The sequence below is a fragment of the Acinetobacter bereziniae LMG 1003 = CIP 70.12 genome, assembly GCF_000368925.1.
Taxonomy (GTDB): Bacteria; Pseudomonadota; Gammaproteobacteria; order Pseudomonadales; family Moraxellaceae; genus Acinetobacter; species Acinetobacter bereziniae.
In genome coordinates this window covers 832097-849667 of sequence record NZ_KB849756.1, presented here as the reverse complement: position 1 = coordinate 849667, position 17571 = coordinate 832097, and the positions used below count along the sequence as shown (strand labels likewise).

General features: G+C 36.3%; 10 protein-coding genes and 2 pseudogenes. 3 read left to right on the top strand and 9 right to left on the bottom strand.

Features of this window, described 5'->3' with window-relative positions:
- The first annotated feature begins 344 nt into the window (after positions 1–344).
- The 3 genes and pseudogenes from F938_RS13930 to F938_RS13910 all read left to right on the top strand — a co-directional run bounded on the left by F938_RS13930 (position 345) and on the right by F938_RS13910 (position 6683).
- A complete protein-coding gene (locus F938_RS13930; RefSeq protein WP_005032663.1) occupies positions 345–1898 on the top strand; it encodes a type I restriction-modification system subunit M in 1554 nt (517 codons plus the stop codon).
- Positions 1895–3236 (top strand): annotated as a pseudogene (locus F938_RS24765) (restriction endonuclease subunit S). Before F938_RS13930 ends, F938_RS24765 begins: the two are co-directional and overlap by 4 nt.
- A gap of 333 nt (positions 3237–3569) precedes the next feature.
- Complete coding sequence (locus F938_RS13910; RefSeq protein WP_005032653.1) at positions 3570–6683, top strand: HsdR family type I site-specific deoxyribonuclease; 3114 nt, start codon at positions 3570–3572, stop codon at positions 6681–6683.
- Between the two features lie 117 nt (positions 6684–6800).
- Here F938_RS13910 and F938_RS13905 read toward each other — a convergent pair whose 3' ends face one another.
- From F938_RS13905 to F938_RS24760, 9 genes and pseudogenes are all read right to left on the bottom strand, one after another.
- Positions 6801–8003, bottom strand: coding sequence for a helix-turn-helix domain-containing protein (locus F938_RS13905; protein WP_005032650.1), 1203 nt, complete (start codon positions 8001–8003; stop codon positions 6801–6803).
- An 18-nt stretch (positions 8004–8021) separates the two neighbouring features.
- The gene (locus tag F938_RS13900) at positions 8022–8693 is read right to left on the bottom strand and encodes a hypothetical protein (RefSeq protein WP_005032647.1); all 672 of its coding nucleotides are present in this window, start codon (positions 8691–8693) and stop codon (positions 8022–8024) included.
- 134 nt (positions 8694–8827) lie between these two features.
- A complete protein-coding gene (locus tag F938_RS13895) occupies positions 8828–9145 on the bottom strand; it encodes a hypothetical protein (RefSeq protein WP_005032645.1) in 318 nt (105 codons plus the stop codon).
- A 562-nt stretch (positions 9146–9707) separates the two neighbouring features.
- Positions 9708–12443 carry a UvrD-helicase domain-containing protein gene (locus tag F938_RS13890; RefSeq protein WP_005032643.1) on the bottom strand — a complete coding sequence of 912 codons (2736 nt, stop codon included), beginning with the start codon at positions 12441–12443 and terminating at the stop codon, positions 9708–9710.
- Positions 12444–12675: 232 nt separating this feature from the next.
- Positions 12676–13740, bottom strand: a complete 1065-nt coding sequence (locus tag F938_RS13885; protein WP_005032641.1) for a hypothetical protein — start codon at positions 13738–13740, stop codon at positions 12676–12678.
- A complete protein-coding gene (locus tag F938_RS13880) occupies positions 13737–14918 on the bottom strand; it encodes a YagK/YfjJ domain-containing protein (RefSeq protein WP_005032638.1) in 1182 nt (393 codons plus the stop codon). Before F938_RS13880 ends, F938_RS13885 begins: the two co-directional genes overlap by 4 nt.
- Before the next feature lie 385 nt (positions 14919–15303).
- Positions 15304–15537 carry a helix-turn-helix transcriptional regulator gene (locus tag F938_RS23890; protein WP_005032636.1) on the bottom strand — a complete coding sequence of 78 codons (234 nt, stop codon included), beginning with the start codon at positions 15535–15537 and terminating at the stop codon, positions 15304–15306.
- A 132-nt stretch (positions 15538–15669) separates the two neighbouring features.
- The gene (locus F938_RS13875; protein ID WP_005032634.1) at positions 15670–16989 is read right to left on the bottom strand and encodes a hypothetical protein; all 1320 of its coding nucleotides are present in this window, start codon (positions 16987–16989) and stop codon (positions 15670–15672) included.
- Positions 16990–17263: 274 nt separating this feature from the next.
- A pseudogene (locus F938_RS24760) lies at positions 17264–17470 on the bottom strand (tyrosine-type recombinase/integrase); the annotation flags it as partial.
- Between the last annotated feature and the right edge of the window lie 101 nt (positions 17471–17571).

Sequence of the window (17571 nt, the reverse complement as noted above, 5' to 3'; positions counted from 1 at the left end):
TCCATCAATTTAACAACTAAAATAAGTATAGCAGAGAATCCAGCCATACATCAGTGCGACAAATCATGTCTTTTTAACACCGAAGTTCGCTAAAAAACTTGATTTTTTGCTAAACTCCTTCTGCTTATCGATTTTAGACTTTATTGCATTGTTTATGCGCAACACGAAAGAGATTGAATAGCGCATATGCAGCTCGAATCTACAGCTTTTTAACATATGAACAATCTCTCATACTCTTTTAAGTTGTTTTACTTAGGAAAGTGCATTAGGGGATTAAGCTGAGCTGTAAAGTTTTAAAACCCACGAGCTAGACTTTCTTAACAACGATTTTTTAGGATATTTTCATGACCAGTACCCAACAGCGCGCAGCACTGCAACGCCAAATTTGGCAGATTGCCAACGATGTCCGTGGCGCAGTGGACGGTTGGGACTTTAAACAATATGTATTGGGTACGCTGTTTTATCGCTTTATTAGTGAAAACTTTTCCAGTTATATCGAAGGCGGTGACGACAGCATTCAATATGCTGAACTTTCTGATCAAGTCATTACGGCAGAGATCAAAGATGATGCGATTAAAACTAAGGGGTATTTCATCTACCCAAGCCAATTATTTAGCAATATTGCCAAAGGTGCTAATACGAACGAAAGTCTGAATACCGATTTAGCTGCCATTTTCGCTAGTATTGAAAGTTCAGCCAATGGCTATCCGTCGGAGCAGGATATAAAAGGGTTATTTGCTGACTTTGACACCACCAGCAACCGTTTGGGCAATACCGTTAAAGATAAAAATATCCGTTTGGCTGCTGTGCTAAAGGGCGTAGCTGGGCTAGATTTTGGTGACTTTAATACCAGTCATATTGACCTGTTTGGTGATGCGTATGAGTTTCTAATTTCTAACTATGCTGCTAATGCAGGTAAATCAGGCGGTGAGTTCTTTACGCCACAGCATGTATCTAAATTAATTGCTCAGTTAGCCATGCATAAACAAACAATGGTCAATAAAATTTATGACCCTGCTTGCGGTTCAGGTTCTTTGCTTTTACAAGCCAAAAAACACTTTGATGCCCATACTATTGAAGATGGTTTTTGGGGACAAGAGCTGAATCATACCACCTACAACCTTGCACGTATGAACATGTTTTTGCATAACATTAACTACGACAAGTTTAACATCCAGTTAGGTGACACCTTAAGAGAACCACACTTTGGTGATGACAAGCCATTTGATGCGATTGTGTCTAATCCACCGTATTCGGTGAAATGGATTGGTTTGGATGACCCCACTTTAATCAATGATGAACGCTTTGCTCCCGCAGGCGTACTTGCACCCAAGTCTAAAGCTGATTTTGCTTTTGTGTTGCATGCGTTAAATTATTTGTCTGCTAAAGGTCGTGCGGCGATTGTTTGCTTCCCAGGGATTTTTTACCGTGGTGGTGCTGAGCAGAAAATTCGTCGATATTTGGTCGATAACAATTATGTTGAAACGGTCATTTCACTTGCATCGAACTTATTTTACGGCACGACCATTGCTGTAAATATTTTGGTGCTGTCTAAGCATAAAACCGAAAATACAACTCAGTTTATTGATGCCAGTGGCTTATTTAAAAAAGAAACCAATAACAATATCTTGACTGATGCACACATTGAAAAAATTATGCAGGTGTTTGATAGCAAAGCCAATATCGAATATTTTGCTCAATCTGTCTCATTCGATGCGATTCAATCTAACGACTACAATCTATCTGTTAGTAGTTATGTGGAAGCTAAAGACACCCGTGAAAAGGTGGATATTGTCCAACTGAATGCTGAGCTAAAAACGACGGTGGCTAAAATTGACCAACTTCGTAAAGAGATTGATGCGATAGTGGCGGAGATTGAAGGTGAGGACATGGCATGAACAATACAGATTTTATGCAAAAGCTACTTAATGGAGCACAGGTTGAATGGAAAGCACTTTCAGAAATATTTCATTTGAAAAATGGCTATACACCATCAACATCAAAAAAAGAATTTTGGGAAAACGGTTCTGTTCCGTGGTTTAGGATGGATGACATCCGTGAGAATGGTCAAATCCTTGGAGACTCATTACAAAAAATTTCAGAAACAGCCGTAAAAGGAGGGAAATTATTTCCCGCTAATTCCATCATAATTTCAACATCGGCTACGATTGGCGAACATGCATTAATTACTGTTCCATATTTAGCAAATCAAAGGTTTACCAATTTAAGTTTGAAAGATAGTTATGTAAAAGTTTTTGATATGAAGTTTATTTTTTACTACTGTTTTTTATTGGCAGAATGGTGTAAAAAAAATACAACGATGTCAAGTTTTGCCTCTGTAGATATGGATGGTTTTAGAAAATTTCAAATCCCCATCCCATGCCCAGATAACCCAAAAAAATCCCTTGAAATTCAAGCTGAAATTGTACGAATCTTGGATGCCTTTACCGCTATGACTGCGGAGCTGACTGCGGAGCTTAAACTAAGGAATCAGCAATATCAATATTTTAGAGATAAATTGTTGACATTTGATAAGGATGATGCATCCTCGTCTTCGGACGAGATCGGACGAGATCGGACGAGATCGGACGAGATCGGACGAGATCGGACGGCGGATAGAGGTTAAATGGATGACGCTGAGAGAGGTTGGTACTTGGTATGGTGGAGGAACTCCATCTAAAAGCCATAGTGACTATTGGGAAAATGGAACTATTCCATGGATTTCGCCTAAAGATATGGGGCGACCAATTGTTGATTCAGCTCAGGACTATATTACCGAAGATGCAATCGAGAACTCTTCGACAAAGTTAGTGCCAGAAAACTCGATTGCAATAGTTGTTCGCTCAAGTATTTTAGATAAATTACTACCAAGTGCACTAATTCCTATACCTGTTACACTTAATCAAGACATGAAAGCTGTAATACCACATGACCATATTATGCCTAGTTACCTTGCACATATGATTAGATCACGCGGGGAGGATATTTTGCGGGCAGCTAGGAAAACAGGCGGATCTGTAGCATCTATTGATAGTAGTAAACTATTTTCTTTTTATGTTCCAATCCCTCACCTCGATGAGCAAAAGCGTATTGTCACTGTGTTAGACAAATTCGATGCCTTAGCTAACTCCTTTACAGAAGGTTTACCGCGTGAAATTGAACTGCGCCAACAGCAGTACGAGTATTATCGAGATTTACTTTTAAGTTTTCCTCAAACATCAACTCAAGTGCATTGACATCTCTGGAGTAAAAATGGGAAAAATAGGTCAAGTGAAACAGCTCATTCATGAAGTCAATCGGTTGCTCCATGACTTTTCCAAGGCATATTTTGAACAAATTAAGATTAAAAAACTTAACTTGTCTAAAACCATTCGGCACGTGCCAGCTCCGTATATTTACGTTAATAACAGAAGTCATTTTTATTTTCCTTGGGAACTGAAAATTTTGAATTATGAATATATTCAAAGCGATATCGGAAATCACCAAAAATTTAAAAGCAACTTTGTTTAAGAAATCTAACAATCATATTTAACCATTCTACTTAATAAAAAATCAATGGAATCAAAACCATGACGAACTATAAACCGATTGCCGAAACCAATAATTTTATTGTCTTAGACAAATATTGCAAAGAATGGCAAGCGGTGGACAGCTACCAAAGCGAAGGGGATTTAGAGCGAGAGCTGATTCAAGACTTGGTTAATCAAGGTTATGAATATCTACCTGCTTTAAACAATGCTCAAGCAATGCTGGTTAATGTACGTGAGCAATTGCAAGTATTGAATAGCGTACAGTTTTTAGACGGTGAATGGTTGCGTTTTGTTGAAACCTATTTGGATAGACCAAGCGACAGCATTATAGATAAAACCCGTAAAATTCATGATGATTATATTCATGATTTTGTCTTTGATGATGGACGTATTCAAAACATCTATCTGCTAGATAAAAAGAACATAGCTCGTAATAAAGTACAAGTGATTAAACAGTTTGAACAAAAAGGCAGTCATGCAAACCGTTATGATGTCACCATTTTGGTCAATGGCTTACCCTTAGTACAGATTGAACTAAAAAAACGGGGCATTGCTATTCGGGAAGCCTTTAATCAGGTACACCGTTACAGTAAAGAAAGCTTTAATAGTGAAAACTCTCTATATAAGTACTTACAGTTGTTTGTGATTTCTAATGGCACCGATAGCCGTTATTTTGCCAATACTACAGCACGTAATAAAAACACATTTGATTTCACCATGAACTGGGCGAAAGCGGATAACAGTTTGATTAAAGATTTAAAAGACTTTACTGCGACTTTCTTCCAAAAAAATACTTTACTGAATGTGTTGTTGCATTACTCAGTGTTTGATGTCAGTGATACTTTATTGGTGATGCGTCCTTACCAAATTGCTGCGACTGAGCGAATTTTGTGGAAAGTCAAAAGTTCGTATCAGGCCAAAAACTGGAGCAGTCCCTCTAACCAAAATCAGGAAAGTGGTGGCTTTATTTGGCATACCACAGGTTCAGGCAAGACCTTGACCAGTTTTAAAGCGGCACGGTTGGCGACTGAGCTGGATTTTATTGAAAAAGTATTCTTTGTGGTAGATCGTAAAGACCTCGATTATCAGACCATGAAAGAATACCAACGTTTTTCACCTGATAGCGTCAATGGTTCGGACAGTACCGCAGGTTTAAAAGCAAATTTGGATAAAGATGATAATAAAATTATTGTCACTACCATCCAAAAGCTAAACAATCTGATGAAAAGTGAAGCTGACTTGCCAATTTATAATAAGCAAGTGGTGTTTATTTTTGATGAATGTCACCGTAGCCAGTTTGGTGAAGCGCAGAAGAATCTGAAAAAGAAATTTAAAAAGTACTATCAGTTTGGCTTTACAGGCACGCCCATTTTTCCGCAAAATGCGCTGAGTGCTGAAACCACGGCGAGCGTGTTTGGTCGTGAACTACATGCTTATGTCATCACTGATGCAATCCGTGATGAAAAAGTGCTGAAGTTTAAAGTGGATTACAACGATGTACGCCCACAATTTAAAGCGATTGAAACTGAACAGGATGAGAAAAAGCTCACAACAGCGGAAAACAAACAAGCCTTATTGCATCCTGATCGTATTCGTCAGATTAGCCAGTACATCCTGAATAATTTCCGCCAGAAAACTCACCGCCAGCAAGCAAGCAGTAAAGGTTTTAATGCGATGTTTGCCGTTAGCAGTGTAGAGGCAGCAAAGCTGTATTATGAGTCGTTGAATGACTTACAGAAAAATAATGATAAACCGTTAAAAATTGCTACGATATTTTCCTTTGCAGCCAATGAAGAACAAGATGCTGTAGGTGATATTCAAGATGAAAGTTTTGATGTCTCAGCCATGAACAGCAGCGCAAAAGAGTTTTTAAATGCGGCAATTGCTGACTATAACAGTTTGTTTAAAACTAACTTTAGTGTGGATAGTAAGGGTTTTCAAAACTATTATCGTGACCTAGCCAAACAAGTCAAAGCTAAAGAAATTGACTTGCTCATTGTGGTCGGTATGTTCTTAACTGGTTTTGATGCACCAACATTGAATACATTGTTTGTTGATAAAAACTTACGTTATCACGGTTTGATGCAGGCTTATTCACGTACCAACCGTATTTATAATGCGACTAAAACCTTTGGCAATATCGTTACCTTCCGTGATTTAGAGCAAGCAACGATTGATGCGATTACCTTGTTTGGTGATACAAATACTAAAAACGTGGTGCTCGAAAAAAGTTACACGGAATACATGCAAGGCTTTACAGATGTTGTTACAGGTGAAGCACGTTGGGGCTTTGTAGATGTGGTAACAGAATTAGAGCAGCGCTTTCCAAATCCAGATGCAATTTTCAAAGAATCAGACAAGAAAGCTTTTGCGAAACTCTTTGGTGAATATTTGCGTGTCGAAAATGTGCTGCAAAACTATGATGAATATGCCAGTTTAAAAGAACTACAAACCGTGGATATGAATGACTCTGAGGCAGTGGAAGCATTCAAGAATAAGCATTACTTAAGTGATGAGAGCCTGACTGCGCTACAAAGCATCCAAATGCCTGCGGAGCGGAAAATTCAAGATTACCGATCTACTTATAACGATATCCGTGACTGGATACGTAGAGAGAAGTCGGCAGAACAAAAAGAAAAATCAAGCATTGATTGGGATGATGTAGTTTTTGAAGTGGACTTGCTCAAATCACAAGAAATCAATTTAGATTACATTCTAGAGCTAATTTTTGAGAACAATAAAAAAGTGAAGGATAAAGTCTCACTGGTTGAAGATGTACGTCGCGTGATTCGTGCCAGCATTGGCAACCGCGCCAAAGAAAGTTTGTTGGTCGATTTTATTAATCAAACTGATTTAGATCAGATTGGTGATAAGGCCAGTGTGATAGATGCTTTTTTTACTTTTGCTCAAGTAGAGCAACAGCGTGAAGTAAAAGAGTTGATCGATGATGAGAAGTTGAATGAAGATGCAGCGAGACGTTATATTGCGACCTCGCTGAAACGGGAATTTGCCAGTGATAATGGCACTGAGCTCAATGCTATTCTGCCTAAAATGAGTCCATTAAACCCACAATACTTAACCAAAAAGCAGAGCATTTTTCAAAAAATTGCAGCGTTCGTTGAAAAGTTTAAAGGGGTGGGAGGGAGTATTTAACATGATATATCAAGAACTTTAAATTTCTAATTTATCAGTTGTTTATATGGGAAATATATAAAAATTCTCGCTACCTTTTATGGATAAAATACCCCCTGATTTAACAGGGGGGTATTTTTAGTTTCGTGAGAATTTAATGATCTCCGCAGATTTGCTTGATTGCGTTAAACTTTCAAGTTGATTCGATTTGATGGTTGTTGGCTTCATATTAATTATTTGACCAAAATCATCATCTAGAAAGCCTTTGGGTAATCCCGCTAACAGTTCTAAATGTTTTTTTAGGCCGAATTTATCAATAATATTAGCTTTATCGAATCCTCCTTGTTCAAGCAACATCTTGATCGTATTCTTAAGTAGATTAGGCTCTTCAGGAGTAGTTTCAGTATCGTAAGGTTCTGACCTTGTATAACCACGATAACGGTAACTTCTCCAAAGCTTAGAATACTGATCTTCAGAAATAATATTTAAATCCTTAGCTTTATATATCATTGCAGCTAAAGAGATCCCCCAACGCTTTTTAAGTAACATCAGGGATTCTAATGAAATACGACTTCTCGTTTCCGCAATGAAGGCTTTCGTTGGAAATAAAAAACAATTGGCGAAATAGTGAGCTTGTTTTTCAAGCTTATCGAACCAATTTTTCTTATCTTCCTCAGTGAGATATCTATGCATTACGATATGGCCTAACTCATGTGCTAAATCAAACCTACTTCTAAAGTAGTTATGTTTATCGGCAGCAATAAAAATATAAGGCTTATCATTAATCCAAGCGGATGTACCATCCATCTCTTCATAACCAATTTCAAATCTAGCAACTACAAGACCAGCACGTTCCATACGTTTCATTAAATTTGGGATTGGGGAAGAGCCTAATCCCCAATGAGTACGTAATTGCTCCGCCAGTAACTGAATTTTTCCATCATCCAATGATAGAGCCTCTTCTCTAGATAGAGCTGTAATCAAATCAACTTTAGGAAAAGAGATCCATTCATCTGCAATAGCATGTACTTCTGCTAAATTCATTAGCATTGCATTAGATCTAAAACAAGGTGCTTTAAGCACACGTTTTTTTGCACGATTTAGAAATAAAGGGTTACCGTAATTTGGAATTTTACGAATAAACCAATGTAAAGGAATGCCTAAAGCCTCAGCTAGATTATTTAGTACCTCTGGCTGAGGGCTATGAGTACCATCTTCCCACTTTGTAACAGTAGATGGTGCTACATCAATCATTGTAGCCAAAGCAGTCTTGCTTAAATCATCGTACATTTGACGGGCAAGTTTCAACCTTTCTGGCTCGAACTTATCTATACCCAACATCGTCTGTACCTCCAATATTTACTCACTTGAAGCGCGAGAATCATCATCAGCTTGTTCAAGGCGCTTCTTGATCGCGAGTATAGGTTCTTCTGCGACATCAGTCATTGGTTCTAAGGCAGATTTTTTAAGTTCCGCTAAACTAAAATGTAGAATAGGTCTATTTTCAATTGGATGTGGAATTATGAAATCTAGATCGAGTAATTCAAAATCTGAATTCCAATAAGTGGTTACACAAACAAATAGTAAGTCATCAAGCTCTGCATCTTCATTAAGAAGTGCTTTAATTAAAAGATCACTTTGATGATCTTTTACAAGACCAATATTTGACCGAGCTTGTTCTATATAAAAATGAGCATTTCTAGTATTTTTTGAATCTCTTCTAGATATAACGACATGACAAGAGTTGGTTGTCATCTGCACAAATTGATGACCTTTGGGTTTTGTATCTTCAACCGAAGCTCTGTGACCGGCATCTATTGCTGTAGAGTTAAGAGCATCCATTATCAAACCTGGTTCATATTTTGGATTTTCTTGTTTCGCAAGTTCTGGAGAGTCAAAAATTTCTTGAATAAAAATATCTTTTTCTAATAGTTTATTTTTTATAGAAAACTCTAGGTTGTCTAAAAAAATATTACCAAATTCATGAGCGATTCGGCTTTGAATGTGTGGACGGAGCTCATTAATATCCATAAGTTTAAGACTCGAATGATTTTGTCAAAATGTATCATATTTTTTTCGTATGATGTATGTATTTTATGTTTTAATATTTAAAATTATTCTATATGAAGTATAAAGGTCAGTACTTAAACTGACCTAAGATAGGTTCAAACAGCACTAAAAACCATTGGATACCAACGTAGAGTGGCATATTTCTTGAACTCTTTTGCGACAGGAAAGTCAAAAATTACGCCATCTCCTGTATAGAGTAATGGTTCGCAAGGCGCAAACTTCAGTTTATTTTCTTTTATTAGGGTATTGATTGACTCAATAAATTCCATCGTTACATTCGGCCAGAACAATAAGTTAAAACTTTCTTGTCCGAACTGTTCATTTCCCTTTATTTCAGGAAACTGATTTTGTAACTCTACAAATGAAACATGACCGTTCATTTTTTTTACAAAGGCTAAAATTTTTTCTTTCATTTTTTCTTTGTTGAAATAGGGAGGGCACTTGAGTCTAAAAATTTATTTGGTTTTGTGCAATATAGTTTGTTGTTCAAAAGCAAAGCATAGATGAACAATATTGAGTTCAAAGGCGGTCATTAGCTAAGGGGATATATCATTTGATGAGAGAGTTGCTTTAGGTTGGCTATTCTTCCACAATCAGGCAATATAGGGGCAATTTGATATAACTTAAGTAGCTTGTTGGAATGTGGATAACTTAAGACATATCAACAACAAATAAAAACACTCTCTAAATTTTCTATAATTACACCAATTTTGCACCATAATAATTTCTGATTTATTTAATTTTTTTGATATATAAGTATTATATTTTTATTGTTGTCCAATCCATAATAAAACCGCTCGATTAATAGGCTACATTTAATAATGTTAATAGGTTAGCTAATAAAAATAAATCCAATAAGCGGACAGCTCGCTAGATTTATTTAGTCTATATCAACCGTATTGGTGCTCAATTCTAACCGTAGCTCTATTGTCATCCACATATATTCAATAGTCAGTTCAATGAGTTCATCAAAACTCAACGACGCTTTAAACTCTTCGTGTATCCACAATTGGGGTAGCGATTGCACGCTAAAAAATCACCAAACCTCCCTGTTTTTTTCCATAAACGACCTTGTCCACATTTTGGACACAGCCATTCTGGTGGGATATTACTATTGATCTGTTTAGATTCGTCTTGAGGTATATGGATAAATTCTTTAAAAATCTGATCACTGGTAATTTCTTCAAGAAAAACTGAATTACGTTCTCCAATTAAATAAACTTTTTCCTTTGCACGAGTCAGTGCCACATAGAACAGACGACGTTCTTCAGCAAATGCATGTATCTCAGGTTGTGGTAAGATTAAGTTTAGAAGAGGATCATCTTCTTTTTCAGCAGGGAATGCGCTACTGCCACTATTTAAGCCTAGAAGGATGACATAGTCTGCCTGTAAGCCTTTTGAAGAGTGGATGGTTTTAAACTCGAACGTACAATTTCTAAGAAATGGTAAAATACTGTTTAAATTAGGTTTGTGGTGTTTATAGCGACCCAAAATATAAATGGATTTTTTCTTGCCTGAACCTGAGTTGGCATCATTGATTTCCATAATGGTTTTAGTCAGGTATTCGTTAATTTCCTGAGTCTTTGTTAAAAAGTTTATTTCAACCACTTTACTACTGGTATTATCAAGAGCGTTGACGACTTTTTGAAGCTGGGATTTATTTTTTTGGATAAAGCCACTGGCAACATTGGCAATACCTTGATTGGAGCGGAAGGTCTGGGTGAGCTGTGTTTGTTTGGTATAACCAAATACCCTTTCAAACTGTGTGAAAATGCTGATGTCTGAACCTGCAAAGCGATATATTGCTTGCCAATCATCCCCCACACAAAACAGTTTTGCTTCTTGTACCTGATTCAATAAGGACAGAATGAGTCTGGCTCTAGCTTGAGATGTATCCTGAAACTCATCAACGATAATAAGTTTGAAAGGGCTTTTGTATTTCTTTTCATTTATTAACTGAGCAGACTCAATCAGCAAGTCATCGAAGTCGCATTCTTTATTAATTTTTAAGAACTGGTCATATTCTTGGTAAACCTTAGAAAACAACTGTAAAAAAAGACTTTCACGTAGGCTCAGGGATGTTCTGGCTAATAGGCTGGTAATATTGGCTTGATTAGACTTGTAATGACTTAAAAAACTGGCATAAAGATCATTCGCATCAAATTCATAAATAGACTGTGCCTTAGCGTTAATCTCAGCGAGACTACGTGGCTTAAATACCTGTCCTCTTGATTTCAGCTCCTGTTCCAATTTCTTAAAAATAGTACCTGTAATAAATTCATGAAAGGTTGTACTGATTAAATCAGTTTTATACTTTTGATGAGTTTCTGACTTCCATTTCATTTCATCCAGATATTTTTGCCCAAAATGTGCGGGTGTTTTACCATGCTGGTCTACAGCATAATGTTCTAGATATAGATTTATTTCAGGAAGGTAAAAATCAGGCTTATATTGGCGGTGGGCTTCATCAGCTGTTTCATGCTCGTAGTTTCTTTCGTACTGATAAGGAATTCCTTGGCTATATAACCAGTTGGCTATTGCTTTTTCGCCATGTGATTTAACTATCTCTCCTTGATAGGTTTCGAAGCCATCCTTGAATCTGTCAAATGATCGCTTCTGTGCCTTCTCCCAATCATTTCTAGTCTTAAAAGCAAAAGGTGACAACGGAGCTCTTAGATAAGCAGTTTTAAATAAAAGGTACTTTTCCTGAAAGTCTGGGTCTGTTTCGATTAATTGTTGAATAATCCGATTCAGGAGGGCTTGAGGCTTTCCTGCATTGTTGGATACAGATGGGCTTTTACCTGTTGCTTTTCCAATGACCTTAACACCAAATTTATGGAAATTAAGTGCTTCAACACTAGTATCAAAATTGGAGAGAATATCCTTTAGCCTAAAGCTAATACGTTCACTTAGTTCTTCGCCTGCATTTTTATTGAATGCAAGAACCAAAATCTCTTCTGGTTTATAGAGTCCAGTTAATAGGGCATATCCCACTTTTCCAACAATCGTTGATGTTTTCCCCGAACCCGCCGCAGCGACCAATAAGTTGCGGTCTTCAAAGATGATGGAGGAAACCCGTTGTTCATTAGTTAGTGGCGTACTCTCTACCTGATCGAAAAATTGCTTAAAAGCTTTTAACTCACTTTCAACGAAGCGTTTATTTTTGGCATCAATAGCGTAGTTTGCCTGAATCGATAATTCTATAAACTGTCGAAGTTGTTCAAATTGATTTTGTAATACTGGCTCAAATGCAAAAGAGCTATCCCGTTGAATGAGACTGCCAAATTGTTCTACTGAGGCTTTGGATCTTTGTGATAAATCTGATCTAAACAGGTTGCATAGACGATAGGATAGGTAAAGATTTTGTTGGATAAAATTTTGGTATTCTAGTAAAAATGGTTTTAAAGTTTCCTTAATTTTTTCAGCATTTCTTTTATTTCTCAGGAATTCTACATCATCATTAAGTTTGATTTGAAATTCTTCAGCCTGTGCGTTGAATATACCTTTGAACTGAAAATTTTGATCGAGGGTTTTCAGTGTCAATGATGACCATATCCAGCCTTTTTGGATATGTGTTTCCAGCACCTGCTCAAGATTAAGCTTTATGGCTTTGGTATCTAACTCAAGTACTAGCTCCGGGAAAGTATAATTCATTCGCCACTTGGTAGCGTCTGCAAAGATGTAGCTGAGGAAACTTGGTCGTATATCCATAATGGCCTAAAATGAAAAAATGATTTTTTAATACTTGAAGATTTATAACTAATTATAAAGTTTACAGAAATTTTATTCAGCTCTTCTTTTGCTCATTATGGACATAGGTGGTCTACAAACCTACTGAAGTACACTATTCTATTGTAATTCATTTGAAATCATGCATAACTTAAAACCCTGAAAGCCGAAACTTTCAGGGTTACACGAATGTTATTAATCATAAAATAATTGATTAATATGAACTTTTTTCGACTTTAAACGTTGTGTTGGTGTACTTGAACCGAACCCAATATTCTGGACCAATCAAACTGTATTTTAAAGTGGTAAGTCGCATACCAATATAATTCTGACTTGTATCGTAAAAATTGGATTCTATACCATAAATTAAAGGTTCTACCCCTGAGTTCATGCAGGCAATATCACTCCACGCGACACTGGTTTTACCTTCTCGGAATACAAAAGGTTCAACATCTGTATAAAGTTGAGATTCAGCAAAAGGGGTAAAGTCGGTATCTTCGCGTGCTACAAAAAATATGAGCCGAATACTCTTAAAACCTCGAATAGTCGTTTCCTGCTTCGACAAAATACCTAGAGTGTGATTTTCAGCATTGTTAGCCCAGACTGCTTCGATAATTTTACTCGACGTGGCCCGCAGCATATCCTCAACAGTTACAGGACTAAATGTTTTCTGATCCATTGAAAAATCATCGACATTCATAAATTCAGCTGAAACAAGCAATGAATGAACTTGAAACATTGGATTGCTATACAAGACAGCTTCTTCAAAACGATTATAAGCCTTTCTAGAATTGCCAAATGAAGAATCCCAGTGATTTTTCAAGCTCATAAAATCTCGTGTTTTAGACCTCACTTTCAGATCCTGACAGAACCCATCAACAACTGCTTCAAACTGTTGATAAAATCCAAGTGGAAAGTCAATGAGCCTGTGCTTGTATAGTAAATCAACCATCAGCTTTATCTCTGGTCTGATGATCACATCTGAAAATTTACCTGTCAGAAAAGGATTAATCGGAATATCCTGAATAATCTTGAGTAAATTAACACCTTTCGGCGTTAGATAAACATGAGGCACCAGATAGTCGTAGGTTGGTTGTTTGGAGATAATCTTAAAAGTCTTATTTTCAGTAATCATATAATACAACTTCAGATAATCGTCCAAGCCAACAGGAGGGCGATTATTGGGTATATAGCCAATAAAAGGCTGGATATACGCTTGAGTGATCTGGTGAGTACTGAGTAGAGATGCATATGATTCATCAGGCTGTAATTTAATCACGCTTCATCTCCCGCAAAGGCATTGAGTTCTAGATGGTTTTTTCTTGGGCGACCACGAGTCTGTGGTTTTAAAGGCTGGCTAATCTGGAAACGTCGTCCATGTTTCATATTGCTGAAAATGAATAACTGACTGGTTTTACAGTGATAATCGAAACCCTCTTCGAGCCACTTTCTTTTTTGCGACTGGTTATACTCAATCGTGCCTAAAAAACAGTTGTCGTAAGTATGCTTCCGCATATTACAGATGTAGGCATAACCTTGATCATTGGTCACTTTTTTCCATAGTTTCTCAATACCTTGTGCGAGGCTAATGTCTTCCTGATTTTTATTCCCATTGAAAAACCAGAATGTATGCAGATGGAATCCACGTCTTGGCGTATATTCAAAACGAAAAATATAACCGATGGCTTGTTTCAACACAGGATTATGCCGCTTGTTTTCTAGTAGTTGTTCAACACACTTTTTAAATGCATCAAAATCATTTTTAGATAAACAATCTTCAGCTTTGAAACAGGTTTGCAGTAATGTTTCAGGTTTATGCTTGAGATATAAATCAAGTCGAACAACGACTACACGCGAATACCGTTCAATTAAAGAGTTGAACATTTCGATCATTCGAGACTTATTTTTTTTCAGATTCTTCCGCTCATCATAAACTTTGCGTCTGATGTTCGGGCGACGAAAAAAGGCACGAATTAATCCAATAAACTTATTTATTGCATTAATGTACGGGAGCAAATTCTCCTTTAGACTGGAAGGTAGAGGTGTGCCATTACGTAGAAGATCTAATTCATCCTCTGACATCTGGCTTAGTGCATAATCAAATGCCTGAATATCAAGACCCTTTATAATGTCTGAAAGCGTAGAATAGTTTATAAATTCTGCAATATCAGAAGGTAAATTACTCATTTGAGCAGGGTGTTTGACGGCAAAGCCATAGCGACCATTCGATAGTATTTTCGTTTCAGTTGTGACTTCAGGGAAGTTACGTTTTTTGAACTGTTTGACCAGTTTAGCTTTCCCTATAGCAGGAGCTAGGATGTTATCGTGTGAATTTACTAAAAAGGTTGTTTTATAACCATCGTTGACTGGAGTAATTTGCAGTTCGGTTTCAAATTGCTGGAGCCATTGGTCATGTGTTCCCATATGCCGACCAGCATTTACATTTATAATGCGCATATAAATTAAACTCGATTTAAAGTTAAAAGCGCAACTGTGATCAGTATTCTGGGTATAAGCATCCAATGGATACTGTTTAGCGCAGTATCCATGATGGGATGTAAGTTGGTTAAGTTAACTTAGGATGAGTTTTAGTCATATTTACTACACCAGTACGTCTATACACCAACAACCTATATGGTCATATGAGTATTGATGTATCTGAATACTTTAAAACTATTGATCATCTATAAATAGATAGAATATTCTTTGATTTATAGATATAGAGTAATAGTAAATATATAAGACCGCAATTCATTGAAAATTAAAATGATAGCCTAGCCATACTTATAATTTGAGAATGCATTGCACAGCTGCATTATGTTTTGAATTTACAAGTACAGCGTTAGCTCTCAGTATTCCCTTGATTGCGTGTTGAAATTTTACTTTCAATCCACTCTTCAACTTCAGAGAGTAACCACCGTGAGGCATTGTTAAGCTTCAACGGGCGGGGAAAGTTAGGATCGTAGCGTTTAGACCGTCGGTTCAGTCGGTCATAAATAGACGACCGAGATAAACCGATGAGTTTAATCAGCTCAGTTAGACGCAGCATTTGAATTGTGTTTTGGATAGTAGACATTTAGATTTCCTTCTATAACGTTGGTTCAATCTGGAAGGTGTTGAACCAATGATTAGAAGGTACATAAATGTAATTGCATTTGGAGCAGGAAGTGCGTGGAGCCAATATATTTCTCAGTGTGAAATGATGAAGTTAATCATTTAAAAGGTTTTTCAAAGATTGATAGATTTCATGATTCTTTTTGAGCATCCTTTTAGTATCACCAATAAAATTTCTTTTAGGCTGAGTAGTTGGATGCTCCTGAGTCTGAAAACCTTTCTGCTTTTTAGCAGATTTATTCCGAGTGGCTTTTGTTTTAAGTTCAGTTAGGGTATCTGTGTCATGGATAGATGCAGTAGGAATAAATAAGTACGGGTCATAAACAGGCTCACTGCTTATAGTTCCTGTTGACGAATTTGTCAGATTTCGCACAATGTGCTTTTGCAGTTGCATTTTAAAATTGAGCTGTTGGTGTTTTTTATCCTGTTTGTCTTCTAATATTTGTATTATTTGAGGTGTAAATTTAGTTTTAATCTTAGCAATAATCTTAACCTGTTGTTTTCTGTTTAATATTTTTGTCTGATATTTTTTAATGTAAGTTCGTAAAAGTTTGTCAATATTTCCTTGTTGTTTTATATATATATTTTCTTTTCGATCATACATTTGCATTAAAATCTCACGTACATATGCTGTCGCTTTTTTGTCTAGATACTCCATAAGCTGTTCAAACAGTATTATTTTTTTGGGTTTCAGGAACTGGATCTTTGAATTGCGTTGGCGTATAGCAAACTTATTTTTTAATGGACCAATGAATCGAAATGAAAGAAAAGACAATTCCTTGAGCGTATTCTGATCCTGTCTTGAAAAATTTAACGCATTCCAAAGAAACACATGATCATATTCGTATTTCTTGATAAATTCTTTAACAAAGTCGATATAAGCTTTTTCTTTGATTTCATCAGGTTCTTGTGAAAGATAGCTGAGTTGAATTTTATCGATCGTGTTTTGAAGGCTTTCAGGTAATAATTCGACTACGTAACAATCACGATGTTTTGAGTATTGCTGGAGTAAGCTTTTATATATAATTTTTGCTTGCGTATGATTTTTAGTTTCGATGGCGGAACGATAGCTTTTTATGTCTGAAATGATTTCATGATAATGTTTAGGCAAATATTCAAAGTCCAGTTTTTCAACTTTATTATCACCTTTTTTACAAGGAATAGGTACTTGGACAGGATCCTTACATAATCTTTTTATTCGATCTTCATTCGATTCTTTAAATAGCCCTTCATCGTGTAATGCATATATTATTGTTTTAAGCATTTCGAAATCAACGGCCATCCTGATAGACTTGTTGAAATTGAAGGGTGGAGTAGAGTAGATTTTTTCAAATATATACTTTTCCAGGTCATATACGATTTTGATTTGATCCCCTACCGTTGTATTTTCAGAATGTTCAACTACGGTATCCATGATTTCTCTATCCTAATATTTTGGTTGAATATTCTTGTAAATTTTAGCCTACATGCTCCGATCCAAAGTGTACATACTTATGCGTTATTTCAGTACGGACTTTTTAGTAATTATTAAATATATCATTAATATACACGAATATAATATCCTGTAAATATACAGGGGTGAGTTGTAGTTGAATGGGTATTTTTATTGTGTGAATTTTCAAAAAAACTAATCGTAATTTACAACAAAACAGATTCCAATCAGTCATCAATCCTTTTCTATTTTCAAGTTAAACTCCACGTAAATAAGCTGCTTCAACTTCATCAGGCAGTTTATGTGTAAGGACATGTTCGCAGAATTCGCGAGGGTAAATTATTTTGTCAGTTGACCAATCGCGGAAAGTAGAGCGAAAACCATATGTAGTAATCCCTCTATTTTGTTTAGGGTCCATATAGCCTATTCGTCTGAGAATTATATTATTCAATTTGATTTTTTGGATAGAACTGAATTTAAGAATATAGAATCAGATTTTATAACTTGAATAATAAGAGATTATTTAATAATCTGAGGCTAGAAAAGAATAATCATAAGGACAAT

Excerpts from the sequence above, each read along its gene's own strand:
- F938_RS13900 (WP_005032647.1), bottom strand. The coding sequence starts at position 8,693 with ATGGATATTAATGAGCTCCGTCCACACATTCAAAGCCGAATCGCTCAT.
- F938_RS13890 (WP_005032643.1), bottom strand. The coding sequence starts at position 12,443 with ATGGATATACGACCAAGTTTCCTCAGCTACATCTTTGCAGACGCTACC.
- F938_RS13905 (WP_005032650.1), bottom strand. The coding sequence starts at position 8,003 with ATGTTGGGTATAGATAAGTTCGAGCCAGAAAGGTTGAAACTTGCCCGT.
- F938_RS13880 (WP_005032638.1), bottom strand. The coding sequence starts at position 14,918 with ATGCGCATTATAAATGTAAATGCTGGTCGGCATATGGGAACACATGAC.
- F938_RS23890 (WP_005032636.1), bottom strand. The coding sequence starts at position 15,537 with ATGTCTACTATCCAAAACACAATTCAAATGCTGCGTCTAACTGAGCTG.
- F938_RS13875 (WP_005032634.1), bottom strand. The coding sequence starts at position 16,989 with ATGGATACCGTAGTTGAACATTCTGAAAATACAACGGTAGGGGATCAA.
- F938_RS13895 (WP_005032645.1), bottom strand. The coding sequence starts at position 9,145 with ATGAAAGAAAAAATTTTAGCCTTTGTAAAAAAAATGAACGGTCATGTT.
- F938_RS13930 (WP_005032663.1), top strand. The coding sequence starts at position 345 with ATGACCAGTACCCAACAGCGCGCAGCACTGCAACGCCAAATTTGGCAG.
- F938_RS13910 (WP_005032653.1), top strand. The coding sequence starts at position 3,570 with ATGACGAACTATAAACCGATTGCCGAAACCAATAATTTTATTGTCTTA.